The following is a 26,013-nucleotide window of genomic DNA, read 5'->3' on the forward strand; positions in this document are numbered from 1 at the left end:
TATAAGTTATAGTGTAAGAGTGTATTCAATCAATTCCACATTTGGACATGAAATTGAGAACCTAGTATTCCGGAGTATAGAAACATGGTAGTCGGTTTGACTGAACGTTTGGATTCTTTTGTTAGAACGCACAACGATCGTCAGCTTGCAGCAATACCACTTGCGATATTCGTGATTGCATTATTGATACTGGCATTCACTTTCGCAAGTACAGGTGCACCTGTCAAGCTTGGCATGGAATTTAAAGGCGGAACAATGATTTCCGTTGCGACTGAGGAAAGTGTACAATCTCTTGAGGAGAGATTTGCCGATTATCCAATAAGCGATATCAGACAGACCGGATCCCGGGTTATAATGCAATTCGGACCCATGAGTGACGAAATGCAGCATGATCTTGTAAGCAATGTAGTGAGCTCCTACACCAGCGTGGAAATAAACCAGATAGGACCTGTATACGGGATAAGCCTCCAGAAACAGGCTGTAAACGCAGTAATAATATCATTCATCGGCATGGCTATCCTGATTTTTTTGATCTTCAAGACATTCGTGCCATCAATAGCAGTAGTAGTATCGGCATTCTCAGACATAATAATAGCAGCGGCTTTTATGAATGTGGCAGGAATAGAACTATCCCTGGGAACCGTAGCAGCCCTGCTAATGATCATCGGTTATTCGGTTGACAGTGATATATTGCTTAACACGCGGGTTCTCAAAAGAAGAGGAACTCCCCAGGAGAGCATCACCAGTGCCATGCATACGGGTGTGACCATGACAACTACAACACTTGCCGCGCTTATAGTAATGTACCTGGTATCCACTTATTCCTACCTGCTCAGTTCATCACTCTCACAGATAAACCTCCTTTCAAACATATCCATTGTACTGATCTTCGGACTGGTAGCTGATCTGATGAATACCTGGATGCTTAACACATCCATATTAAGATGGCATGTGACTAAAAATGGCCCAAGGAGGCGTAAAGCATGAGAGACGAGGAACAGGAACAGAGCATTTACAGGGATTACAGAATAATCCTGTTCGCACTGGCAATAATTGCCTCCTTATTCTTCATACAGCCATGGTACTCTTCAGACGAAGGTTTCACGAGCAAACTGAACTATGGCCTTGACCTTCAGGGCGGATCCTGGCTTCAGGTGAAACTCCAGGGCGCTGTTGCGCAACTTGATGCCGATAGTGGCCTTCTGGTCAGGGAAATAGTAAGTATCAACCTTGGAGAGAACATTGAGATCAGATCGGTCGATGAAATCGATGACGGAACGAAAGTCATATTCACCTCGGGTTCGATACTGACGAATAACCAGATGGAGCAACTTGGTATTGGCCAGTCAACCGTTTCCCGGAGTAACAATATAACAGAAGTGACGCTCCATACATCAAAAGTAACCCTCATAAGCACATACCTTTCAGATTCACTAAAAGCCGAAGTCATACCGGTACTTGTTTCCGATGGCATGGAATATGAGATCAGGACCGCTGTTTCCCAGGAAGAGCTTGAGAGACTTATGACAGTTGTTGGGGGCTCAATTGTAACCGATCTCAGAGGAGATGCCATCTACAGAGAAGGCGTTACAGTAGAGACAAGAGACCTGACAAAGGACATACTTAGTGAAAAGCTCAATTCTCTGGGACTTAAGGATATACCCGTAAGAACTGTGGGTGACGACTACATTATCATTGATTTTGCAGGAATGGACCTTGCAACTGCCAAGAACATCGCAGAAAGGCCGGGAAAATTCGAGATACGGATAGCTACACAGGGAAATGAATCCAGACATGTGCTTTACGGGGATGAGATCCAGGCTGTAAGTATTGTCGGATACAATGACAATGACGGGCAGTGGTATGTGCCTTTCACCCTTACAGATGCCGGTGCCCTTGCACTTCAGAAAGCTGCCATTGAGACCGGTGCAACCCGGGATCCTTTGTCACATAATCTGATAATGTATCTTGATGACAGGGAAGTTTACAGTGCACCACTTAGTCATTCAGCAGCAGCCCGCCTTGAGGATGTACCGATATATTCATGGCAGGCATCCACAGGCCCTGAAGAGGATAGCAGGGCAAGGGCCGAACAGCTGCAGATACATCTGCGTGCCGGTGCTTTGCCGGTAAATGTGGAACTTGTAGGATCAGGGCAGGTCGATGCCACACTTGGAAAACAGTTCAAGGAGCAGGCAGTTCTTGCAGGGTTTTTGGCACTTTTTGGTGTTGCATTCGTGATATATAGAAAATACAACAAAAAAGGCATACTAATACCAATGGTAGCCACTTCTGTCAGTGAAGTCATCATGATACTTGGTTTTGCAGCAGCAACCGGGTGGCAACTGGACCTTGCAAGCATTGCAGGCATAATAGCAGTCATAGGAACAGGTATTGACCATCTGGTCATCATCACTGATGAGGTACTTTATGAAGGGAAGCTACCTCCAAAGAAAGTATATCTTTCCAGGATAACAAAGGCATTCTCCATAATATTTGCAGCTGCTGCAACTACCATTCTTGCAATGTCACCTCTGGTCTTCATGGGATTCGGTGCACTCAAAGGATTTGCAATTACCACCATAGTGGGCGTCCTGATAGGCATATTCATTGCTAGACCGGCATATGCCAGAGTAATACCTGAAGTTCTTGAAACGAACCCCAATGACACAGATTAAGAAGAAGAGGTGAGTGTTTGAAGGACCTGTGGACTGTAAAATACCGGCCAAAGAGCCTGGAAGATATTGTAGGCAATGAACAATCGGTGGACATGGTGGAAAAACTTTCCAGGTCCAACAACCTGCCACACCTTGTATTCCATGGACCGGAAAACACAGGAAAATCAAGCACTGCCTTTGCACTTGCCCGGGAAATATACGGAGATGACTATGAGAGGAACCTGGCTTACTTCAATGCATCGGATTTCTTTGAGCAGGGTAAGAACTACCTTGTACGTGACAAACGTTTCACACGCATAATAGGGACCGATGATCCAAAAAAGATCGATAAAAGTGTCATATCCATCTTTAAAGAGATAATAAACGAATACGCAGGAATGGCGCCTGTTGATTCTGATTTTAAAATAATTTTCATCGATAACGCAGAGTCCCTTAACCCGGATTCACAGCATGCCCTCAGGAGAATTATGGAAAAATACACCGCAACCTGCCGTTTTATTCTCTCGACAAGCCAGCCCTCAAAACTGATAAATCCACTTAGGTCAAGAGGATTGCAGTTATTCTTTACCCATGTCTCTGACGATAAGCTTGCAAAGTTCATTTTGGGAATAGTTGAAGCTGAAGCGATCAGGATAAACAATGACGGTATTGACGCACTTATATACCATTCAAAAGGGAATATTGCCAGGGCTGTCAATACACTCCAGATAGCATCCATACAGACAGGAAATGAAGACATTGGGGCTCAACAGATATACGAAGCAACACTTAGGGAGCAATCAGAGAATATAATAAAGCTGTTCGAAGCTATAATCTCAAAGGATCTGCTAGAAGCCAGAAAATTCATTGACAACCTGATACTTGAAGAGGGGTTATCGGGAAGGGAGATCCTTCTTCAGTTGCACAAGGTTGCGACCAGTTCAAATGAGCCTGAAGACACTGTTGCCATGTGGACTACCAGAATTGCCGATACGGATTTCTACCTTACGGAAAGTGCAAATGAAAGAATACAGCTGGAATCACTTGCTGCAGTGTTCTGCAAATAGACACCACTTTTATTAAGTTTTACTATATCGAATTAAGTTTTACTATGTCGATGGTTCGGATGAGCGACGATGAGAAAATAAAATTTGAAACTGCCAGCAGGGAAATACTGGACATGGTCCTTGATGGGCGGATAACTGATGAAAAGCAACTGAATGAAGCTAAGAAGAGGGTTGCAAAAGCTTTTCACCTTACAAGCCTGCCTAAAAATGCAGATATCATTATGTCCGGCAACGACAGGGAACAGGAGATGGTCCGTGCCATACTCCAGCGCAAGCCTGTACGCACTATATCAGGAGTTGCGGTCATAGCGGCAATGACATCACCTGCCCCCTGCCCTCATGGAATATGTGTTCCATGTCCCGGCGGCCCGTCTTCTGAATTCAGGTCACCCCAGAGCTATATGGGCAGGGAACCTTCCACTATGAGGGCAATACAATTCTCATATGACCCCTACAGGATAGTTACCAACCGGCTGACCCAGTTAAAACAGATAGGTCATGAAGTCAAAAAAGCAGAACTTATCATCATGGGGGGGACATTTTCAGCAAGATCTGTAGACTACCAGGAATGGTACACAAAACGCTGCCTTGAAGCCATGAATGATTTTTATGGAGATTCCTGGAGAGAGAAAGCCCATCCTATCGGAAAGACAATCCCGTATTTTACGATAGAAGATGTCCAGAAGGCAAATGAGACCGCAGAGGTAAGGAATACAGGAATAACCTTTGAAACACGTCCTGACTGGGCAAAACCATCCCATATTGATAAGATGCTGGAGCTGGGAGCAACAAAAGTAGAGATAGGAGTTCAGAGCACTTACGATTTCATTCTTGAGAGAATGAAACGGGGGCACAGTGTTGCAGACAGTATCGAAGCGAACAGAGTACTGAGAGATAGTGCTCTGAAAGTAGGTTTCCACATGATGCCCGGTCTTCCGGGAACTGACATGGAGATGGATATAAGGAATTTCAGAAGACTGTTTGACAATCCGGGATTCAGGCCTGATTACCTGAAGATATATCCTACTCTTGTTACAGAAGGCACCGAACTTCAGCAAATGTGGGAGAAGGGCAACTACAAAGCTATGGGGGATGAGGAAGCAACATTACTCCTGTCAAGGATAAAGGCCTTTATACCCAAATGGGTAAGGTTGCAGCGCATACAGAGGGATATTCCCTCACCCCAGATACTTGCGGGAGTCAGGAAGAGCAATATACGCCAGCTTGCAAATGAGCAACTCGAACAACATGGAGGTAAATGCCGCTGTATAAGGTGCCGTGAGGTCGGACATAACATGCTCAGGGGAAATGAGCCTGACACTGACAATATACATCTTACAGTTGAAGCCTACGAATGCTGTGGAGGCAAGGAATATTTTATTTCTTTTGAGGACACTAAAAAGGACATCCTGATAGGTTTCCTTCGATTGAGGTTGCCCTGCAGACCTCACCGGGATGAACTGAAAAATGCAGCACTTGTAAGAGAACTGCACATATACGGTTCATCGGTTGCCGTTGGAAAAGATGCAGGAAAGTATGACTGGCAACACAGGGGTTATGGAAGGGAACTACTTTCATATGCAGAGGAGTTAGCTACAGATTCAGGTTATGGGAAGATTGCAATAATAAGTGGTATAGGAGTCAGGCAATATTATAGAAAGGCTGGTTATGAACTGGAAAAAGTATATATGACAAAGAATCTAGAAAAACAATGAATCAGAAAATGTATTATTACCCGGGATAAATGAGATCAGATAAACTACATACCATTAGATAATCCGGATGATAAAACAAGGAGAAGAAATGTTAGATTCTGAAATGTTTGAGGAAATAGTAAATAATCTTAAAGAGATCAATGCCAAACTTGATCGTGTCATTGCGAAGATGGAACAAAGGGACGATCAGATTAGTAAAAAGACTCAGATAATGGCAGATTCTCTTGATGTCATGACACTTTTGTCCCTTCCTGACCATTTAAGGACAACTGCAACAACGTTATTTGAGATCGGACCTGCAACTGCAGACGAGATTGCAAACATGACAAATAAAGAAAGAGCCGTGGAAAGTAATTACCTAAACCAGCTTGTCAGGATGGAACATGTTACAAAGTATAGAGAAGGAAGAAAGGTTTATTTCCATATAAACGAAAGTTTAAGAAAAAAGTAATACATTATAGCATGGATATATGTCCTTTCAGAGGATTAGTGAATAGACCACATCTAAAATAAAAACATACAATGAACATGACCCTGACATTAGCAATACATTCCTCCAAAGGTGGAACAGGAAAAACCAGTATAGCCATAAACCTGGCAGTTGCTTTTGCATCTGCCGGTAAAAATACATGCCTGATAGACATGGACCTGAGAGGGCCTTCCCTTTGTGCCATGTTCAAACCACAGGCCCATTTCTGGATCAACGATTTTTTGTCAGGAAGATGCAGTATAAAAGACACACTGACAGATATTGGAAAGGACATGAATACAAGCGGGCATCTATACCTGAGCTTTGCAAATCCTGATATCGGGGAAATAAGAAACCTTGTCAGTAAAGACAGAAGCTGGCAGGCAAGCGCTCTTAAAGCACTCATGAACGGGAAAAAAGAGCTTATTGGAAGTGACATTGACGTCATCTTGTTTGATACAAGCCCTGGTGTTGAATATGAATCCATCAATGCTGTTGCGGCTTCAGACATGGTCATCATAGTGCATAACGACACAAATGCCTGTTCCAGTTGCACTGAACAGCTTATAAAAGGTGTTTACACTCTCCTGGATAAAAAATGTGCGATCATAGACAACATGCAGCATGGAAATTGTGTTAGTAATATAAAAGAGAGCAGATATGGTACACCAATCTTTGCAACCATACCCTGCATGTGTGAGGTTGCCACCCGGAGCAATAACGAGATACTTGTTCATACGGACCCGGAGCATTTATTCTCAAGAACTATAATTGCCATCAAAGAGAAGATAGAAGCCATGAAGTGAACAAAAAAAGGAGTTCATTTATCTTCTTTTGATTCGTCTTCTTTAGCATGAAAGTACCCTTGATTTTGACATTCCTCTGTGGGTTTGTAACAAACACAACAATTGGAATGCCAATTTCAAAGGCCACAATTTGTTATATTTCCCCTGGAGCGTGTTTGTTTACGGTTGCGAATATCTCACTGATGATTGATATTCTCTCATCTATCGATATTTCTGCAATCTCAACAATCTTCCTTTTTACAACTTCCCCTTTTTGATATCCCGTATCATCTTCATACATTTCATCTTTTGTTATAAGATGCCATATGATCGTCACAATTTTTCTCGCCAGAGCAATAATTGCCTTCTGATGACCAATTGTTTTCTTCTTCCGGTTAAAAAACTCCTTCAATTTACTGGTTTTCTTCCTGGAAGCTGCTTGAGCAACCTGTGTCAGAATCCATCTTGCTATTTTTGACCCTCTTTTGGTGATTCTCCCATTGTAGTATTTGTCTGCAGATTGGTAGACCTTTGGTACAATTCCTAGCCAGGAAGCAAGTTTATCCCCTGAAGAAAAATCATGGAAATCACCAATTTCTGCGATCAGTGTTGCTGCACTTATCTCACCAATGCCCGGACAGGACATCAAGATATCCATTTCACGCTTATGATGTTTGTATGCATAATTGAATATGTGTGTTTCCAGATCAGCAATTTTTACATCAAATTCCTGGACCAAGTCCAAACATATACGAAGTCTTATTGCAGCACTTTGGGATATTTCACGTTCAAGAACCTCTTTGATCTGTTCACTTTTCTTGCGAACATTTGCACTTAGCTTGTCTACTATATGGTCAAAGTTCTTACCTGAACATATCCCTGCTAAAATAGTTCTTCCATTCTTCCCAAAAATATCAGTGAGTACATCATTGAGGTGGAACATTTCCGAAGAAAGAATTGCTTGTGCCTGATTTTTTATATCAGTCCTTTTTTGCACAAGACGGTGACGAAGACGGACATATGACCTGAACTCTCTGTGAGATTTGGGAAAAACTCTCGATGGTTTGATCATCTTGTTTAAAGCAAGTTGTGCAATGAACTCTGAGTCGATCTTATCTGTTTTCTTATGAGTATATGCTTTCATATCACGGGCATTTCCAACAATGACTGTTGTGTGACTTATCAATGAATCATAGATCGGGACCCAAAAGTCACTTGTTGACTCGCATGCAACAACATCACATTTTTCCTCTAATACCCAGGATTTAAGGTCCAATATACCCTGTTCATCCCGTTCAAACCGTTTCTGTTCCTTTTTACCTGATCTGCAGAGTAATGTGGCAATCATAAAACGTTTGTGGATGTCTAAACCACAAGCTTTGTTTACTACTAATGACAACATATATCACCCCATTTTTAATGGGCAGTGTGATTGCCTCGAAGGCAATTTAGCATCCGTGATCCAAGTCACATTTGAGCCTTCGATGGCAATCAACTGGTTAGTTTTTTTACGGCTTCAAAGAACCCAAGAAAAGACAACCTATCCTGCCCATAGAATAATTGGAGCTATAATCAAAAAAAGGAATCTTACCGGTACTTTCATTTGTTTGTGCATGTTATTCGGAGAATTTCATGTACGTTTTATTATCTTCATTACATCGTTATGAAGATATTCGTCCAGATCCCTGGATCTTATTTCTTCTATTTCCTGTTCAATACTGCCTGAAGAAAGCAATATGTCCTTGAAAACAATGATAAGCACATAGACCAGAAAAGCCGGGAACATCGCCAATATCGTCCTTTCTACCGGATAAATGAAAACCACTGACTGGTACATATTTGCAGGAAGGTCATAGATCAGATAATATGCAATACTGCCTGCCATATGATCAGAAAGAACACCCATCAAAGCGGCCATAAAAAGGGCCAGGAATACGTAAACCCTGGAAGTGGCAGTCTTTATTAGGATGGGCTTTTCAAGTATGATAAAACAACTCAGTACCAGCAGATGAAACCATGGGTAGTAAAGAGCTACCCTTCCTACATCGAGAAGGTACCAGATAACTATCAGCCCAAAGAATATTGTTTTTGCAGCCTTGTGTTCTCTGTTAACAACCAGACCTGCAACTATTGAGCTAAGTGCTATCAACAAAGGGGATATCTGGGAGAAAGTATTTTTTGAAAGATAGGTCCCTGTCATTATCTCATGAAGAAGCAGGCCTGTTCCGGATACAATGGAACCCCAGAAAGGACCAAAAAGCATACCGTTCAGTGCTCCGAAAGAAACAATTGAACTTATTCTTGTACCCTCAAGGCCTACAACATTCATAAAATCAGGGAGATAACTAGAAAAATATGTCAAAACGATGCCAAATATAATGTAAACCACCTTTACATCGTTTTTTACCCTTAGTTTTGGCAACAGTTTTGGATACATCTCTCTTAAATTGGAGAATCATTGATATAAACTTTTACAATCAAACAAAACCGATTTTCAAAAAAAACTCCGTACATATTTAGTTCTCAGCAGAACAACTGAAAATATAGATCGATATTGTATATACATTAAGTATGTTACCTTTAAAGATTGTAATTATAGCATAATATTAAATACACATGAAAGTAAGTGTTTTTACTAAAACAAATTTTTTTCCCGGGTAACTCAAAATGAGAAAGGCACATCACAAAAAGATAGACTTATTTATTTTGTAGTATACATAAAGAAATATTAAATTTTGTTTAAGAAATAAAACTGATTAGATGCAGACAGATAGTAAAGTAGATAACTGATGCCGTTTCAACAAAACCCAGAACTGTAGAAAGAAAATTTAGAATTATATCATTGAACTAATTTATACTATGAATATAATGTTATATTAGCAACCTTTAAATAAAAGTTTGTATATACACTAATTTTTAGAGAGAAAAGAATCTCAATGTATACTCATAAAAATTAGGCAGAAATATTGAAACATAAGGAAGGTAAAACATGAAAATAAGAGTTGTAAGTTCTAAAGAAGAGATTAACACCCTGGGCCAGAATGAAGAGATCATCCACCTTGCATTCAGACCATCAAACACGGACATATTCTCACTTATCATGAAGTGCCCTAATGTAAAAGCCCTTCACATACCCAGCTCCTACAAGAGAACTATCTCTAACTCTGCAAAGATGTATCTTGAGATGCAGGGAATCGAACTCCTTGAAGGCGACGTGTGGGGACACAGAAAGGATATAAACGAATATTCAGAGGTTTCACAGAGTGTTTATGACCGTATTGCACAGTACAAACAGGACGGACTTTCAGATGAGGAAGTAGAAGACAAGATGATAAGGGAAACAAGACTCAGCCCGGACTTTGTCAAATTCCTCGTCAAACAGGGATAATCAAGTATATCCGGCTTAAAGCCGGAAAACTTTCCCATTGGAAGAATGCATGACAACACATCATTGGCCATATATCTGAACGAATACTTTTCTTGTGCGTGGACGGTTATCAAGATCCACCAATATTATCTGTTGCCAGGTACCAAGCAGTAGCTCCCTGTTTATGAGGGGAAAGGATTCACTTTGACCAATGAAAGAAGCCCTTATGTGAGAATGACCGTTGCCATCGTGCCATCTTTCATTATGAAAATAGGTGATATCCTCAGGTGCAAATCTTTCAAGTGCCGCTTTAAGATCACGGACAAGTCCCGGTTCATACTCCATAGTGGTTATTGCTGCTGTTGAGCCCGGCACATATACAAGTACAATGCCGTTAGTAATACCTGAAAGGGAAACCAGACCGCAGACCTGAGAGGTTATATCGGTAACATCCGTATTTCCGGAAGTTCCAAGCGTAAAATCTCCTGTAAAAACTGACATTGGAAAGGAAGACCTCACTGCATTTCATTCAGCTTCAGGCCAACGACAGAGATAACAACTATGAATATTATGAGCGAGGCGATAAATCCATATTCCTGGGAAAATGAGTCCCTTATATGGTGTGCGATCGCAAAGAGTATGATTAGCAGTACCACTGAACCTGTCGAAGCTATTATTTCCATGTTTTTCTTATTCATCATTGTGTGTTAATTGATCCAACATATACATCAATCTGACGATTTGTAAAAATATCCCGGAACAACATTAAATACAACCTTGAAAATAATATAATCCCAAAAACGTGATAATGCAATGACAGAATTTGAAAGGGTACTGGTCCAGTCATTCAATGCATTCTTTGAGGAAAAAAAGCTCAAAGGAGTAGCTTACAGGCTAAAACAGCACAGGTTCACACCCCAGTTCCTGGATGTGCTGGTAGATTCGCTTGACCCTGACTACTACATGGGAATAGAATGCAAGAGCATATCTGTGGATAAAGGTGCAAAGGCACTTTATTTCACACAGCATTTCACAACTGATAAGAATGGTGTCCACCAGATAGAAAGAATATCAGACTTCCTGCTAAGGTCCGGAAGAACAGGATTCCTTGCTGTGGAATTAAAAATGGGAGTAGGGCGCTTAAGGGAAGCATACATGATCCCCTGGACAGAGCTGTGCCGCAGATACAAAGAAGAAGGAACAGCAAAAATAACCATTGAAGAGATACAGGGTTATCCGGGAATAGACAGAGAGAGCAATAAATACCTGATAGATCCGCAAGGCTGGAAAAAGCTCAGGCTGATAGAATAAAGAGGAACATAGAAATGACGGAAACCATGTTCATGATGGCAGAACATGCCAGGGAATGCGCCGAAGAAATCAAAAGATACGACGAAATACAGCTGGTATCCCACATAGATGCAGACGGGATAACATCTGCCGCCATTATCGCCAAATCCCTGGAAAGAGCAGGCATCGGCTATGAGATGTTGTTTGTAAAACAACTCGATGAGAATATCGTAAAAGAACTGGCAGATGATGCACCTGATCTTGTCATTTTCACAGACCTTGGAAGCGGGCAGCTGGAACATGTAAAGAATTACGGATTGAATGCCATTGTTTGCGACCATCACCGCCCCCAGGGAGAAAACAGGTTTCATCTCAACCCCCATCTTTTCGGAGCAAACGGATCATATGAGATAAGCGGTTCAGGAACAACATTCATACTTGCAACCCAGCTTGGCAATAATCGTGATCTTGCAGACCTTGCTATCGTAGGATGTGTGGGGGACATGCAATATCGCAAGCATGGGAAACTCGTAAGTCTTAACAGGATGATACTTGAAGCAAATCCTGATGTGATAAGCGCAAAGACCGACATCTCACTTTTCGGCAAGCAGACAAGACCCGTCTACAAGATGCTGCAATACTCTTCTGATCCTTTCATCCCCGGACTTACAGGTAATGAGGATGCATGCATAGATTTCCTTTCCGGGACAGGACTTCAGTTCTCAAATGATGAAAGATGGAGAAGGTGGATAGATCTTTGCGATCAGGAGAAGATGAAGATCACATCATCCCTTCTGCAGTATTGTATGCAGAATGGCATGTCATCCTACAATATGGGAAGACTGGTGGCAGAAGGATACATACTCCAGGGTGAGAAGGAAGGTACGGAGATGAGGGATGCCACAGAGTATTCCACGCTCCTCAATGCTACAGGCAGATACATGAAAGCTGAAATCGGCATGCAAGTATGTATGGGGGATCGTGACAAAGCTTATGAAGAAGCCCGTGAGCTGTTGAACAACCATCGCAGGAACCTTGTGGAAGGATTGAACTTTGTAAAGGAAAATGGCATAACAGAACTTTCACATGTCCAGTATTTCGATGCAGGAAAAGCGATACCTGAAACCATTGTTGGTATTGTTGCAGGAATGAGTCACTTCTCTGCAGGCAATCGCAAGCTTCCCATAATTGCATTTGCAGACAAGGAAGACGGCCATAAGGTATCGGCAAGGGGAACCCAGGAACTTATCAACAGGGGACTAAACCTTGCAGAAGCCCTGAGCATTGTGTGCCGGGAACTTGGAGGAGCAGGAGGTGGCCATGATATTGCAGCCGGTGCTACAGTCCCATTTGGTAAAAAAGAAGAGTTCATCAGGAAACTCAATTCAACTATTGCCGCACAGCTTACCGGAGTATGAATGTTTCACAAGATATCATTGATATGGGAAAGCTCATTGATATTAACAAGTGTTGACATCGCATTGGTCCTTATAGGAATGCCGTGCTCCTGAACTATGGCCATCGGGTTCGTACCCCCTATAACAACGATGCCAAGATGGTCACGCTCAACCGGCACATCCAGTATTCTTGTATTGGGCTCACCCACTTCAAGGATACCGTTTATCCCGGCATCCACCATATCAGAAAGAGTGCTGTCAATAACATCCCTGGCAACCATGGGCGCCTCACGCAGATTTGCAAGTATCTTGCCGGAACCTGTTTTCAACATACTCATGACGGATGTGATTTCCTGTGACATGAGGACTTCCAGCGGATCTATCGTGGTGCTCTGATATGTGAGCACATTTGTGAAACGTATCGGTTCTCCGTCCCGTATCTCAACAAGTCCCCCAAAACGGGGCTTTACCATCACACCGGCCTTGAGAAGAAGGCCATCTATGGTGATGCTGCATACAGTTGCAAATCCAACCTCACCTTCAGCGATCTTCCTGTCACCGATGGTATCCCCTTCATGAAGGATCTTCAGTAAAGGGCTGACAGAAAGCCCGCTATTGATAGCCATACTGAATATCCTGGAAACATCATCGAAATCCTGCCTGTCAATAAGTGACAGGTTAACGATCACATCTCCCTCCATGGTCCTGGGATTGAATGTGGTCCTGAACATCAGATCCTCTATTTTCGACGATGTGAACTGAATGCGATGATTCCTTTGCAAAGACATACCTCTATCCGTTTTATAACTTCTAAGGTTTAGTAACTGCCAGACATTTATAGTTTCGCATAGCGTATCGCAAAAGAGATCACTTGGAAAGGATCATCTTTTTGAATATATCAGGATAATCCTGCGGACTTGTAAGGAAACGGAGATTGCCTATATCATTTACCATCCCGTACATATCCTTGCCGCAGAAAAGACCTGCCTCCGGATAATCCGTTGCCCTTACATATCTTATCTCAGGTACCTGCGGATAGTCAGGGTTCTTTACAAAGCCACTGGTAAGGAGATAATATGCACCCCCGAAAAGCTTCCTGATAGGCTCATAAAGGGAGGAAAAATCGCGACACACCCAGTTAGCCATTTTCAGGGTCCTGTCAGACGCATTTATGGTTATATGGCCATAATCCGGCGGAACCAGAACAAGGTCCCCTGCCTTTGCCTTACATACAATCACATCAACCACCCTGTCACCTTCGGCCTTCTGGAGAAGATAGGTGGCCTCACCTTCAAGTACCTGGTAGAGCTCGGCATATGAGACCTGGTGACCCGGCACAGGAGGATGATAGTGTCCTGCAGTTTTTACATACTCATCACCAAGCATTGCAGGAGGGATTATAGTGATATCATACCTTAGCCTGTTATCTATTATTATTTTGTGATCGGATTGGTCTTTTGAGAGATCACGATACATATAGTAAAGCTCAATGTTATCCTGTGAGCTCAGCCAATCCTTGTCATACACAACCTCATCCATATCATGAAGCATCCTTATATCAGGATGATGGATGTTCCCGTAAAAATCCAGTTCTTTACCCATTTGATCACACTTTACCAATCGTAATACCAATCATAACAAAATGAAGTATACAAAACAATAATTGCTATCCACAGTATATATTTTTGCCGCAGAATATCTAATTTGGCCAGCGCATATCCTCACAGAAGAATTTACCGATTCAAACGCTCAAGTATCCTGTTTGCAAGTGCCTTGCTTATGCCATCAATGCCTGCCAGTTCTTCAGACGAAGCAGATCCTATCTTCTCAATCGACCCGAAAGTCTCAAGCAGTAGACGCTTCCTGGAAGGACCGACGCCGGGAATCGCGTCAAGTTCGGAGTGTGTCAGGCTGGCAGACCGCCTCCTCCTGTGTGAGCTTACAGCAAACCTGTGGGCTTCATCGCGGATGTGCATCAGCAGCTTTAGTGCAGGAGATGTATGAGGAAGAATGATTACCTCTTCAGGACCTTTTCTGGTGGTGATTATATGCTCAAACCTCTTGGCAAGGCCAATAAGTGGTATGTCAAGACCAAGGGACTCAAGAGAGGATTTTGCAGCACTCACCTGTCCCGGCCCTCCGTCAATGAGAATAAGATCAGGCATATCTCCCTTATCCTTAAGCAGTCGTGAATACCTCCTGTATACAACCTCAGACATCATGGCAAAATCATCTATACCCTTCACAGTTCTGATATTGTGCTGCCTGTATTTGTTATTAGCAGGTATTCCATTCTCAAAATACACCATGGAACCAACTGCATTGGTCCCGGATATGTTGGAGATGTCAAAGCCTTCTATATGCACGGGAAGAGATCTGAGGGATAGCACCTGCTGTAATTCCTCCAGTGCGGAAATTGCCGATTCCGATGGTACAGGTTTCAAAAGGGCCGTTTTCCTGGACATTTCCGCATTCCTTGCAGCCATCTCCATTAATTTTTTCTTTTCACCCCTCAGAGGCACATGCACCTTTACATCCCTGTCTGAGCGCCGGGAAAGCCAGCTGACAATAAGATCCTTTTCAGGTAGCTCGTACTGCACCAGGATCTCAGGAGGGATTGGTGAATCCTGATAATACTGTTTTACAAACTGAGCCATGGATTCTTCTATACTTTCAGATACCTCGGCACCAAGCAAAGTGAAATCGGCCTTACCTACCATACTGCCATGACGCACATAGAAGACCTGAATGTAGATTGTCTTCTCATCTGCAACCGCTGCCAGTACATCACGGTCATCAGTACCTGAACTTGCAATCTGTTGCTCCGAGAGGGATCTTACCGCCATAATCTGATCCCTCACCACTGCCGCTGACTCATAATCCTGTACACGGGACAGGGAATCCATCTTGCTTTCCAGCTCCTTTAAAAGACCTGCAGTATCACCTTTAAGGAAGCGTACAGCCTCCATGACCCTTCTGCGATATTCATTACTGTCAAGACCTTCCTTACAGGGAGCCATACAACGCCTGATGTGATAATTCAGACATGGGCGAGTCCTTCCAGGCTCTATTTTCTTTTTACACTGACGGAGCATGAACACCCGGGAAACGATGTCAAGAGTGGTACGGATGGCCTTCACGTTAGTATAAGGACCAAAATAGAGCGCTCCATCCATGAGCCTGCGGCGGGTAAGGAATATGCGGGGGAATTCGGCATTTATCGTTATTTTGACATATGGATAACGTTTATCATCCTTTAACCTTACATTGTAACGGGGCCTGTATTTTTTGATAAGATTTGCCTCAAGCACCAGGGCATCGATCTCCGAATCAGTTATTATGTACTCAATATCATCGATGTGCCTGACAAGCGTAACAGTCTTTGGAGAAAGGTTTTTGCCTGACTGGAAGTACTGGCGCACCCGCTTGTCCAGGGATTTGGCCTTGCCCACATATATGACATCCCCTGAGATATCTTTCATCAGGTATACACCGGGTAGTCCCGGGAGAGTCTTCAGGTCAAACTTCATATCAGATGCATTCAGAGAATTTATTTTCGATGAAACGCGGAAGCGTGAGGTCGATTATTGTCTTGAGGTTCACTATATCCTCTCGATTGTACTTCAGCAACAGTTCAAGTGCATCATCGTCTCCGCGCTCGTACTGATGCCAGAGACGCACTGCATCAAAACCACTGATACCAACGGTTTCCTCAGCCCTTGATATACCCAGCTCGCATTCTATCTTTTTAAGGCCACCGGTCAGGGATATACGTCTTAAAGGATACATGAGGTCAGCATGGAGCTGGTTGAACTCTATCTGCGGAAATTCGTGCTTGATAAATGGCAGGTCAAACCTTGCCCCGTTGAAGGTAACAAGGAACTCATAATCAGTAAACACATCGACGATCTCATCAAGGTCAATTCCTTTTACATAGGTTCTGGCATCCTTCCCATCGTAGATACCGACTACAGTGATGGATGAACTGCAGGGGGACAGGCCCGTAGTTTCGATATCAACATAGGCAACTTTCCCAGAGAATTCCTCAAAGGCCCGCCAGTGTTCTGCCCGGGGGAGGGACTTTGCAAAGAAATCAAAATCCCTGGATTCCAGCCTTTCAACGGATTCCCTGATACCTGTTACGATCATATTCTTTTTTGATGGGGGTATAAGGAGCTCATCTTTTTTATCCATGAACTCTTCCCATGTTTTTACACCATTTGACCATATTCTCTTTTCCAGAGTTGCGCCAATCCGTGGCATATGTATGTATGTACTTGTGAGCATGACAAATCCCCTTTCAGAATAAGGATCGATGATATTATAATGATTTTGTAATTATGAATATACCTGCAAATGCTAAATAAAAGAAGGTTTGATATATATATGTTGGATTCAATCCCTACAACCATAAAATAATAATATTCAATATAGCATTTTTTAAACGCCGTCTTCAGGAGATACAATGACTAAAGTTGCTGTTATCGGTTCGGGAAATGTTGGTGCTACCACGGTCCAGAGGCTTGCAGAGCTCAATATTGCAGACATCGTGATGGTGGATATAGTAGAGGGACTGCCACAGGGTAAGGCAATGGACATAGTTCAGGCTGCACCTATAATGGGTTACGATGTGGATGTGATCGGAACCAATGATTACGCCAACATTAATGATTCGGATATTGTAGTTGTCACCGCAGGGATAGCACGCAAACCGGGGATGAGCAGGGATGACCTGCTTGCTACCAATATTAAAATAACACAGCAGGTCTGTGCCAATATAGAAAAATATGCACCTGGTTCTATAATCATGACAGTAACAAACCCACTTGACATCATCACCTACGCTGCCCTGAGGTGTACGCAGTTTGACAGGAACAGGGTTATGGGAATGAGCGGATTGCTCGATTCCAGCCGTTTTGCATCTTTTATTGCAAAGGAGATGAACTGCTCCGTTAGAGATGTTAATGCAATGGTCCTTGGAGGACATGGTGATGCCATGGTCCCGCTCCCCGAGTACTCCACTGTATCAGGAATAGCACTGAGCAAACTGATGGACGAGGAAACAATTGAGAAGATCGTGGGCCGGACCATCAATGCAGGCGCGCATATAGTAAGCCACCTTAAGGAAGGCAGTGCATTCTACGCCCCATCAGCAGCAATTGCTGCTATGGTAGAGTCAATACTCAAAGATACAAAAAGGATATTCCCGGCTTCGGTATTCCTTAACGGAGAGTACGGAATGCATGATATATGCCTGGGAGTGCCTGTGAAACTTGGAAGGAAGGGGGTCGAAGAGATAATAGAACTGGAACTGAACATCAGGGAAGCAGAAGCCCTGCAAAGGTCTGCCAGTGCTGTAAGAGAAGGTATAGCAAAAATCAGGTAATAATACGGCCTTAAATGAGATAGCACAAGGTCTTCATCGATTTACATACAAATATTCATATATAAGTAAAATAAAAGAGGGTAGGGATATCATGCGTGCAGACATAACTTCACTTTTTGGATTGAATATCTATACTGAAACTGGTACATATGTAGGGAAGGTTGCTGACCTTGTATTAGATGTCGACGAAAGGATTGTAAGGGGCCTGGCTGTTTCAGACATCAACAGGGATATTTTCGATGTGACCTCAAAAGGGATCATAATTCCTTACAGATGGGTCATAACCTCAGGAGATATAGTGCTTATAAGAAATGTAGTGAACAAGTTCAGGAAGCACAAGAAAGAAAAAGAAGAAGACTGATCCATGAAGAGGCGAGAGATCTATTCGGATCTGCGTTGCATACCACCTGCAATAGTGCGTATAGATGGCCGCAATTTTAAAAATGCACTATCACGCATGGGGTTTGAAAAGCCCTATGATGAAAGGTTCACATCCGCAATTGTCGATTCCATAGTATCCTTTTTTAAAAGAAGCGGATTGAGCCCTGTTCTTGCTTATACTTTCTCTGATGAGATAAGTTTTCTTTTCAGAGAGGACACTTTCGATGGCAGGATAGAGAAGATCGATTCCATTATCCCCTCTTATATCAGCAGTGCTTTTACAATGGCATTAAAGCCTGAAGAGCCTGTATCTTTTGATTCAAGGGTCATACCGCTGCACGATGAAGAGGTTTTTAATTACCTGATGTGGAGGCAGGCAGAAGCGTGGCGCAACTGTATCAATTCGTACGCATATTATACGCTCCTGAATGAGGGAATGGAAGAGAAGGAAGCTGCCAGGCAACTAAAGAACAAAAGATCCCCGGATATACATGAACTTCTTTTTGACAGAGGTATCAATATATCAAAAGTACCCGCATGGCAACGGCGTGGGATCATGGTGCTCAAGGAAATAGCAGAGATAGAGGGTTTCAATCCGCACCTTAATATTAGCACAAAGAGCACCAGAACAAAAGTTACTGTAGACAGGGATATCCCGCTGTTCGGTTCCAAAGAGGGAGAGATATTTCTCAGGAAAGCCCTGACACCACAGCATTAAGAGCGGTAAGTATACACAAGAAAAAGCATTTAAAGGTGAATGTGTTTATACAACCCACCATTTATAAGGTGAACATATGGACAGACTTGAGCTTATAAAAAGAAATGTGCAGGAAATAGTAACAGAGGACGAATTGAAAAAACTTCTGGAAACAAAGGAACACCCCACTGCCTATGTAGGATATGAGCCAAGCGGTAAGATCCATATGGGGCATGTCCTTACGGTCAATAAGTTACTTGACCTTCAGAAAGCAGGCTTTAAAATAACGGTCCTCCTTGCAGATGTGCATGCCTACCTTAACAAAAAGGGAACGCTTGAAGAGGTTCGCCAGATAGCAGACTACAATAAAAGATGTTTCATTGCACTGGGACTTGATGAGAAGGAAACGAACTTTGTATATGGTTCCGATTACCAGCTAGGTCAGGAATATATCCTCAATGTGCTGAAACTGACCCGCAGCACAACCCTGAACAGGGCAACAAGGAGCATGGATGAAGTTGGACGCAAGATGGATGATCCCATGGTATCCCAGATGGTCTATCCCATTATGCAGGCGATAGATATTGCAATGCTTGGAGTTGACGTAGCCGTTGGCGGTATCGATCAGCGCAAGATTCATATGCTTGCCAGGGAAGGCCTTCCTTCACTTGGGTTTGCAGCACCCCTGTGCATCCATACACCAATTCTCCTGGGGCTTGACGGAGAGAAGATGTCATCCTCAAATAACAATTTCATATCCGTTGACGACTCTGAGGAGGATATAAAGAAGAAGATGAAAAAAGCATTCTGTCCTGCAGGAGAAATCAAAGATAACCCAGTGATGGAACTCTTCAGATACCACATATGCCCCAGGTATGAAGAAATCGTTTTTGAGAGACCGGAAAAATTTGGCGGGAACCTTGTGTGTAGAGGATATGCACAACTTGAACAGTCATTCGCATCAGGTGAACTCCATCCAATGGACCTGAAGAGTGGTGCTGCAAAGTACATGAACATGATACTTGAAGTTGTCAGAAGCGTGCTCTGAGCTCATACTTCAGCTGAATGGCAATTTATATATGATGTCCGCAAGAATATACCATTAAAGTTGAAGGATGGAAAAATAGCAGGATGGGGATTCGGATGAAATATACATTTCAAGATTCTACAGAATTGCCCTTACAGAGGGATTTTATTCAGGACCTTAACAATTTCATAGAGATGGCAAAAAAGGTCCTTCCTCTTGAAAACTCCGCGATAGAACTTAGCGAGGAGGAATCTGAGGAAATATCATCCCTTGAAGCAAGGATTGAGGAAATGGACAGTTTTGGCAAGGACATACAACAATATGTGGACGAGCGCTCAAAAGGTTCAGAGAACAGGGAGATCCTCGAATGCCGCAATGCTGTGATGGATGCCTGCATTGAAACTACCAATCGCGGGCTGAAGGAACTTAACCAGAAACTCGAACAGATCAAAAGGGAATCAGAAAGTGGCATCTATAAGATAGAGATGGATCTTCTGAACAACCTGAATCCTCTATTCAGATCCGGAATCTACGGCTCGAACAAGGCATATTATGTTTCCATGTCAGATGGCGCTCTGAAAGGTGTGCTAAAAGCATCCTTTTCAGGGATGGAATACACATGTGACCTCACGTATGCTCACGAAATACTTACTGTCAGGGAAGTTTATGGGGAACTGTTCCTTCCCACGTGGACAAAAGCGGGTATATTCTCCAAAGAGAACAAGGTCAAAATGATAGATGTGTCTGATTACATAATCACTTCCATGAACTATGATGGTGACAAACACGTTGACCTGGGCTTTGAGAACAAAAAGGGAGAGCAGAAGTTCAGGATAGTTTCCGACAATGAAACCTACCAGATATATCACGGGGAGCTTGATATCACAGCTGATGAAACACTGCTAAGATCGGTGACAGTGGAAAGTGTGGCAGGTCTTGTCGATGATGTGAGGAAGTATGTGGAATTGTTCATCAGATCCCAGACACTCAAACAGATATTGCTTGATGGAAAGGATGCCGTGCGCAACAACGAGGTATTTGACTGCCTGAAGCTGATCGCCGAACAATATGGCGATATAGTAAGGGAATCACTTGACAGGGGATATGTCAAGAACGAGATAACAATTAAGATAGAAGCATCCGACGGCACCCGTACCGAGAAGTATATCACCAAGGAAGAAGCCTTTGACCAGCTTGCAGAACTTGGCAGTGAAGGCCTTGAACTGGCAAGCATACTTGGTGTGGACTAACGCAGCAACTGCTGCGTCCTATGAGATTTTTTTGCCACCTCTTAATCCAAAAGCCTGGTGAGGATTATCATGAAGCGCTCTGTGCATGACATAATAAAGAAGCTGGATAGTGGTAATGCCGTTGTTATGACCGCACGGGAAATATCCGAACTTGTGGACAAGGGAGAGAAAACTGCCATAGAGGATGTCGATGTTGTCACAACAGCAACCAGAGGGATCATGAGCGGAACATATGCAGTCCTCTCTTTTCCCCTGAATCCGCCTTTGTGCTTCAGGCGGGCATCAAAGGTATTCCTTAACGGAGTACCTGCACATGTGGGCCCATGTCCTAACGAAAGCCTCGGAGTGCTTGACCTGATGGTTTTTGGAACGGCGCACTCTGCAAAGGAACATAACTACGGAGCAGGACATCTTTTCAGGGAAATGGTCGAAGGGAAGGACATAGAAGTATCTGTTGTCACCGATGAGGATGTATCCTTTAAAGACAAGATCAAGCTTAAAGACATGCCCTATGCAAAGCTCTACGCAACCCGCCATGCTTTCAAGAACTATGCTGCTTTTGTAAATTGCTCAGATAAGCCAGTGGACACCATATTCCATAACATCCGGTTCAACCCTGACATGAAAGATGCAACACTTTCGGGGTGCGGGGAGATAAATCCGCTGCAGAACGACCCCGAAATGGAAACCATAGGAATCGGTACACGTATGCTGATGAACGGGGCAGAGGGTTTTGTTATAGGTTCAGGCACCCGCAGCAGCCCTGAAAAGCCCAACCTCACAGGTGTTGCAGACATGCATGACATGGACCCTGCGCTCATGGGTGGGTTCCGGACATCCGCAGGACCGGAATGCATCGCTTCCTGGGCAATTGCCATTCCCATCACATGTCAGTCAGTTCTCGATGCAGTCCTGAAGACCGATAGTGAGATCCCCATGGTCGTGAACGATGTGGACAAAAGGTTGATGATCGGTAGTAGCACATACGCCGATGCCTGGAAAGGCACCGACAGGGCGATCCGGTTCCACCCCGGTGCATGCCTGGAATGTGATATATGCAAACCCGTGAGAGACTGCCCCATGGAAGCAATATATCGCAGGGACGGGAAAATCATACTTGACAGGCACCTGTGCTTCAATTGCGGATTCTGCTCAACTGTCTGTCCGGGTGGGGTTTTCATTGCAGAGCTCGGGACCCTGCACTTCAAAAGAGATGACATCAGGTATGACGTACCAATCGTACTCAGGCAATCTGACCGCAAGCGAGCTGAGGAGCTTGCAGAGGAATTGAAGAAAATGGTCCTGGAAGGGAAATTCAGAATCAATGAGATGGTCGGGAAGATATATCCATAAATCTTTTGAGTATTTCTTCAGGACCCATTGTGATGACAGGAGCTGTACTGTTTCCAGGCTCAGCCTTTACAACTATAATGCCATTATCCATAGTTTGGAGGATCTTTCTGAGATCCCCGGGCGTATCAACCACGCTGACCTGCCTGTTACCCGCACCTTTTGCAATCGCTGCAAGGTCGGTATTCATTGATGTGGCTGTAGGCTGGTTGCCGGTGGAGCCGTACGAACCGTTATCCACTATGACAAGAAGGTAGTTATGGAGGTCATGTGAAGCGATTGTGGCAAGGGACCCCATATTCATCAGTACGGAGCCATCTCCTTCAATAGCTATTACCTTTTTATCCGGCCTGGTAAGTGCAAGTCCAAGTCCTATGGAGGATGCAAGCCCCATGGAGCCCAGCATGTAGAAATTACCGGGCGTGTCGCACACACTGTGCAATTCCCTGCAGGGAATCCCTATGTTGCCCACCAGCATTGCATCGCTTTCCTTTGCCTTTGCAGCTATCTCGATTATTGCATCGATGCGTTTCATGCCTGTTGCCTCCAGAAGGGTATGGGCAGCAAAACAGCAGAGGGTTTTTTCATGTCCATGCTCACATTCCATGCCTTTACGATAATGTCAGAAGGGTCGGTTCCTTTCCCCGCAATGAAATAAGGTATCTCCATGGTGTCCAGTAATTTTGGCGTGAGCCTGCCCATGGGCACCTGGGCTATAATCGGTTCACCTTCGATACCCCTGTGACTCATGATCATCAAAAGCGGGATACCATAGAGCATGTCAAGGGATGCCAGGGCATTGATGGAATTGCCAAGCCCTGAGTTCTGCATGAGCATTGCAGGTCTTCTGCCACCCATATAGGCACCAGCACACACTCCTACACCTTCCTCCTCCCTGGTCACAGGCACATGGATGATGTCCGCAGCCTCATCCACCATGGAGATAAGTTCCCCAAGATTGACGCAGGGCACACTGACAATGAAGTCTATGCCTGCTGCCCTGATGCCTTTGAATACATACTCTGTGGGACTGAGAGGCTTTTTAGAAGAACCTTCCATGATATCATTCACCATACCTTAAGATCAATTGCTTCGATGCGGACGTTTTTGCCTTCAACACCCACGACCATGCCGGAGTGTACCTTTTGCATCATGCAATATTCCGGAACGAATTTCACAGTCTGGCCTACTTTGGGAATCCTGCCTCTGGCAACCCTGCCGTCAAATGCCAGTATCATGCACAGGCCAACATCCTTGAACCTGAAATCATCATGTCCCAGCCTGTGAAGCGGACCCACCATATGAACAGTGTATATGCCTCCCGGTATTTTGTCAATGACCCTGGCAAAGTGGGTAACAGGACATCCAAGCGGTCTGTAACGGAGTATGTCACCGATGTTCACTTCCACAGAGCCGTCAAAGGGGTGGATATCCTCTCTGCAGGAGCATTCGTCCTTCAGTGGAGCCAGTGTAAGATCGGCCTCCAGACCATCGATAATACCTATTATCTTTTCATCTTTGGCTAATTCCTCACCCAGAAGTAACAGTAGCTTTTCTACATTGACCCTGAACTTGTCATGTGTAAGGAAAGGACACTTGTCCAGATCAGAAGCTTTTTGCAGCACACCTGCAAAATCCCTGCATTGCCGATAACCGCAGCTTCCACAATTATAACCAGGCAGCAGACTTTCTATCTCATTCACAGGACATCCCCTCATTCACCTTTATATTCCATGAATCCGTCAAGGTTTCTCAGGACGCCCATATGATGTTTCCGGGCAACCCGGTTTTCACCTGTGCATAGTGAACAGATGGCAAGGGGTGGATTGTAACGCAAAAGCATATTGTTACCGGCATCAGGTCCTGAGCCTATGAGCTCGGCAAGTTCGAAAGCACCTTTACCTGTCAGTCCGTTGGCTTCCACGATATTGCAACCGGGATTTACCTCAAGCACACGCTCCCTGAACACCTCACGCTCGGCCTGGGATACCAGGTCACCTTTTGTCATGACAACTATATCTGCTGTTGTAAGCAGAGGACCAACCTTAAGAGGCGTGTTTGGGCCTGTTGTGACATCGATCACACACACAGCAAGACATTCATCAGGATATGGAGCACAACGCAGGCAAAGCCCGGCGGTCTCGTTCAGAAGAACATCTGCACCTTCCTTATCTGCCCACCTGAGCATTTCCTCGGTGTTATATATGGTAAAATGATCAGGACACATGTCCCTGGCAAGACCCACGTGCACAGGGATGTCCAGTTTTTTGAAACGCTGGTCATCATCTGTCCAGAGACAATCAACCTTGACCACAGCAGGGGTTTTTCCGTTCCTTATGAGAGCTTTGATGGTGTGTAAGAGAACAGATGTCTTTCCAGAACCCGGCGTACCTGCAAGTACCACCAGCTTCATACGATACCCTCCACTATGTCCCCGCGCCTGATGGTCTCACGGAGTGACATGAGCCAGTTGTCCACCTCACTGATCCTGCAGCAGACATCCTGCTCCTGCGGGCTTGTTGTGATGATATCGATCATGCCTCCGTTCCTGATAACGATCCTGCGCGATGACATAAGTGCCAGTACCGGGTCATGGGTGACCACGACAACTATCTTACCCTCGCCTGCCAGCAACTGGAGAGCCTCCTGCTTCTTTATACCCGCATTCTCCACCTCATCGATGAGTACCACAGGAGAATCACTGATAACGGCAATGTCAGCAGTCATGAGCGACCTGGACTGTCCGCCACTGAGAGCTGTCAGGTGGTGGTGGGGTGCTATCGGCTCCCCTGTAAGGGTGTTCGCAAGATCGATCACCCTTGTAACAAGACCTGCATCCTTGCCCCTGCTACGTGCATGCATGTGCAGGAACTCCTCGACGGTCATATCAGCAAGGAAATGCATATTCTGAGATAGCTGTGCCACCAGTTTTCTGCGGGGATCCACGCGTATGTTAGCGTCCGGCCTCTCACCATTGACCAGAATGGTCCTGCCTGTAGGTGTGTCTCCCTGGGCAAGCTGTTCGATATCATCGATAAGTGTGCTTTTCCCGGAGCCTGTGGGACCAACGATACCCACGATCTCTCCCCGGGAGATGTCAACAGACCTTACTGGCTCTTCGGTGCCATCCTTATCAACACCGCCCAGTATAGTAAGACTGATTATTTCACTCATA

The 26,013-nt window shown here is 44.2% G+C and carries 28 protein-coding genes; 15 read left to right on the top strand and 13 right to left on the bottom strand.

What is annotated here, in order from left to right; genetic code table 11:
* Positions 1-84 precede the first annotated feature (84 nt).
* From V7O64_RS07395 to V7O64_RS07420, 6 genes are all read left to right on the top strand, one after another.
* Positions 85-987 carry a protein translocase subunit SecF gene (locus V7O64_RS07395; protein ID WP_407354790.1) on the top strand — a complete coding sequence of 301 codons (903 nt, stop codon included), beginning with the start codon at positions 85-87 and terminating at the stop codon, positions 985-987.
* The gene (locus V7O64_RS07400; RefSeq protein WP_407354791.1) at positions 984-2,678 is read left to right on the top strand and encodes a preprotein translocase subunit SecD; all 1,695 of its coding nucleotides are present in this window, start codon (positions 984-986) and stop codon (positions 2,676-2,678) included. The genes V7O64_RS07395 and V7O64_RS07400 overlap by 4 nt, the downstream gene beginning before the upstream one ends.
* Positions 2,679-2,695: 17 nt before the next feature.
* Positions 2,696-3,724, top strand: a complete 1,029-nt coding sequence (locus V7O64_RS07405; protein WP_407354792.1) for an AAA family ATPase — start codon at positions 2,696-2,698, stop codon at positions 3,722-3,724.
* 59 nt (positions 3,725-3,783) lie between these two features.
* Complete coding sequence (locus tag V7O64_RS07410; protein ID WP_407354793.1) at positions 3,784-5,439, top strand: tRNA uridine(34) 5-carboxymethylaminomethyl modification radical SAM/GNAT enzyme Elp3; 1,656 nt, start codon at positions 3,784-3,786, stop codon at positions 5,437-5,439.
* Between the two features lie 88 nt (positions 5,440-5,527).
* Positions 5,528-5,890 carry a winged helix-turn-helix domain-containing protein gene (locus V7O64_RS07415; RefSeq protein WP_407354794.1) on the top strand — a complete coding sequence of 121 codons (363 nt, stop codon included), beginning with the start codon at positions 5,528-5,530 and terminating at the stop codon, positions 5,888-5,890.
* A 77-nt stretch (positions 5,891-5,967) separates the two neighbouring features.
* A complete protein-coding gene (locus tag V7O64_RS07420; RefSeq protein ID WP_407354795.1) occupies positions 5,968-6,714 on the top strand; it encodes a MinD/ParA family protein in 747 nt (248 codons plus the stop codon).
* Between the two features lie 133 nt (positions 6,715-6,847).
* Here the strand turns inward: V7O64_RS07420 and V7O64_RS07425 are convergent, their stop codons facing one another.
* Both V7O64_RS07425 and V7O64_RS07430 read right to left on the bottom strand, forming a co-directional pair.
* Positions 6,848-8,095 carry an IS110 family transposase gene (locus V7O64_RS07425; RefSeq protein ID WP_407354796.1) on the bottom strand — a complete coding sequence of 416 codons (1,248 nt, stop codon included), beginning with the start codon at positions 8,093-8,095 and terminating at the stop codon, positions 6,848-6,850.
* Between the two features lie 228 nt (positions 8,096-8,323).
* The gene (locus V7O64_RS07430; protein WP_407354797.1) at positions 8,324-9,022 is read right to left on the bottom strand and encodes a hypothetical protein; all 699 of its coding nucleotides are present in this window, start codon (positions 9,020-9,022) and stop codon (positions 8,324-8,326) included.
* A 660-nt stretch (positions 9,023-9,682) separates the two neighbouring features.
* Between V7O64_RS07430 and V7O64_RS07435 the strand changes: the two genes are divergently transcribed.
* Positions 9,683-10,081 carry a DUF1699 family protein gene (locus tag V7O64_RS07435; protein WP_407354798.1) on the top strand — a complete coding sequence of 133 codons (399 nt, stop codon included), beginning with the start codon at positions 9,683-9,685 and terminating at the stop codon, positions 10,079-10,081.
* Between the two features lie 60 nt (positions 10,082-10,141).
* On the opposite strand, the gene V7O64_RS07440 is transcribed toward V7O64_RS07435, so the two are convergent.
* Complete coding sequence (locus tag V7O64_RS07440; RefSeq protein ID WP_407354799.1) at positions 10,142-10,561, bottom strand: secondary thiamine-phosphate synthase enzyme YjbQ; 420 nt, start codon at positions 10,559-10,561, stop codon at positions 10,142-10,144.
* A gap of 14 nt (positions 10,562-10,575) precedes the next feature.
* The gene (locus V7O64_RS07445) at positions 10,576-10,761 is read right to left on the bottom strand and encodes a hypothetical protein (protein ID WP_407354800.1); all 186 of its coding nucleotides are present in this window, start codon (positions 10,759-10,761) and stop codon (positions 10,576-10,578) included.
* Positions 10,762-10,873: 112 nt separating this feature from the next.
* On the opposite strand from V7O64_RS07445, the gene V7O64_RS07450 reads away from it, so the two are divergent.
* Positions 10,874-11,371 carry a hypothetical protein gene (locus V7O64_RS07450; protein ID WP_407354801.1) on the top strand — a complete coding sequence of 166 codons (498 nt, stop codon included), beginning with the start codon at positions 10,874-10,876 and terminating at the stop codon, positions 11,369-11,371.
* Between the two features lie 14 nt (positions 11,372-11,385).
* Positions 11,386-12,768, top strand: coding sequence for a DHHA1 domain-containing protein (locus V7O64_RS07455; protein ID WP_407354802.1), 1,383 nt, complete (start codon positions 11,386-11,388; stop codon positions 12,766-12,768).
* A gap of 5 nt (positions 12,769-12,773) precedes the next feature.
* Here the strand turns inward: V7O64_RS07455 and V7O64_RS07460 are convergent, their stop codons facing one another.
* The 4 genes from V7O64_RS07460 to V7O64_RS07475 all read right to left on the bottom strand — a co-directional run bounded on the left by V7O64_RS07460 (position 12,774) and on the right by V7O64_RS07475 (position 17,034).
* Positions 12,774-13,529 carry a DUF128 domain-containing protein gene (locus tag V7O64_RS07460; RefSeq protein WP_407354803.1) on the bottom strand — a complete coding sequence of 252 codons (756 nt, stop codon included), beginning with the start codon at positions 13,527-13,529 and terminating at the stop codon, positions 12,774-12,776.
* Positions 13,530-13,614: 85 nt separating this feature from the next.
* On the bottom strand, positions 13,615-14,349 hold the full coding sequence (locus tag V7O64_RS07465) for a glucose-6-phosphate isomerase family protein (RefSeq protein WP_407354804.1): 735 nt from the start codon (positions 14,347-14,349) through the stop codon (positions 13,615-13,617).
* Between the two features lie 131 nt (positions 14,350-14,480).
* Complete coding sequence (gene uvrC, locus V7O64_RS07470) at positions 14,481-16,277, bottom strand: excinuclease ABC subunit UvrC (RefSeq protein ID WP_407354805.1); 1,797 nt, start codon at positions 16,275-16,277, stop codon at positions 14,481-14,483.
* Position 16,278: 1 nt separating this feature from the next.
* Complete coding sequence (locus V7O64_RS07475; RefSeq protein WP_407354806.1) at positions 16,279-17,034, bottom strand: ribonuclease H-like domain-containing protein; 756 nt, start codon at positions 17,032-17,034, stop codon at positions 16,279-16,281.
* Between the two features lie 178 nt (positions 17,035-17,212).
* Here V7O64_RS07475 and mdh point away from each other — a divergent pair, with 178 nt between their 5' ends.
* The 6 genes from mdh to V7O64_RS07505 all read left to right on the top strand — a co-directional run bounded on the left by mdh (position 17,213) and on the right by V7O64_RS07505 (position 22,841).
* The gene (gene mdh, locus V7O64_RS07480) at positions 17,213-18,133 is read left to right on the top strand and encodes a malate dehydrogenase (protein ID WP_407354807.1); all 921 of its coding nucleotides are present in this window, start codon (positions 17,213-17,215) and stop codon (positions 18,131-18,133) included.
* A gap of 91 nt (positions 18,134-18,224) precedes the next feature.
* Entirely contained in the window at positions 18,225-18,494 is a 270-nt protein-coding gene (locus V7O64_RS07485) for a PRC-barrel domain-containing protein (RefSeq protein WP_407354808.1), read from the top strand.
* Between the two features lie 3 nt (positions 18,495-18,497).
* Entirely contained in the window at positions 18,498-19,232 is a 735-nt protein-coding gene (locus V7O64_RS07490) for a tRNA(His) guanylyltransferase Thg1 family protein (protein WP_407354809.1), read from the top strand.
* A gap of 76 nt (positions 19,233-19,308) precedes the next feature.
* Positions 19,309-20,259 carry a tyrosine--tRNA ligase gene (locus tag V7O64_RS07495; protein WP_407354810.1) on the top strand — a complete coding sequence of 317 codons (951 nt, stop codon included), beginning with the start codon at positions 19,309-19,311 and terminating at the stop codon, positions 20,257-20,259.
* A 95-nt stretch (positions 20,260-20,354) separates the two neighbouring features.
* Positions 20,355-21,488, top strand: a complete 1,134-nt coding sequence (locus V7O64_RS07500; protein ID WP_407354811.1) for a hypothetical protein — start codon at positions 20,355-20,357, stop codon at positions 21,486-21,488.
* A gap of 69 nt (positions 21,489-21,557) precedes the next feature.
* Positions 21,558-22,841: a methanogenesis marker 16 metalloprotein gene (locus tag V7O64_RS07505; RefSeq protein WP_407354812.1), complete on the top strand. Its 1,284-nt coding sequence runs from the start codon at positions 21,558-21,560 to the stop codon at positions 22,839-22,841.
* On the opposite strand, the gene comE is transcribed toward V7O64_RS07505, so the two are convergent.
* Genes comE through V7O64_RS07530 form a run of 5 tightly spaced genes read right to left on the bottom strand, consistent with a single transcriptional unit; the run spans position 22,810 to position 26,012 of the window.
* Entirely contained in the window at positions 22,810-23,373 is a 564-nt protein-coding gene (gene comE, locus V7O64_RS07510; protein WP_407354813.1) for a sulfopyruvate decarboxylase subunit beta, read from the bottom strand. The two genes, V7O64_RS07505 and comE, sit on opposite strands and share 32 nt — an antisense overlap.
* Complete coding sequence (comD, locus tag V7O64_RS07515; protein ID WP_407354814.1) at positions 23,370-23,897, bottom strand: sulfopyruvate decarboxylase subunit alpha; 528 nt, start codon at positions 23,895-23,897, stop codon at positions 23,370-23,372. Before comD ends, comE begins: the two co-directional genes overlap by 4 nt.
* Before the next feature lie 8 nt (positions 23,898-23,905).
* Positions 23,906-24,541 carry a (Fe-S)-binding protein gene (locus V7O64_RS07520; protein ID WP_407354815.1) on the bottom strand — a complete coding sequence of 212 codons (636 nt, stop codon included), beginning with the start codon at positions 24,539-24,541 and terminating at the stop codon, positions 23,906-23,908.
* 11 nt (positions 24,542-24,552) lie between these two features.
* Complete coding sequence (locus tag V7O64_RS07525) at positions 24,553-25,251, bottom strand: GTP-binding protein (protein WP_407354816.1); 699 nt, start codon at positions 25,249-25,251, stop codon at positions 24,553-24,555.
* Positions 25,248-26,012 (bottom strand): ATP-binding cassette domain-containing protein, encoded by a 765-nt coding sequence (locus V7O64_RS07530; RefSeq protein ID WP_407354817.1) that lies wholly within the window; start codon positions 26,010-26,012, stop codon positions 25,248-25,250. The genes V7O64_RS07525 and V7O64_RS07530 overlap by 4 nt, the downstream gene beginning before the upstream one ends.
* Position 26,013 lies beyond the last annotated feature (1 nt).

The sequence above is a fragment of the Methanolobus sp. WCC5 genome, assembly GCF_045690325.1.
Taxonomy (GTDB): Archaea; Halobacteriota; Methanosarcinia; order Methanosarcinales; family Methanosarcinaceae; genus Methanolobus.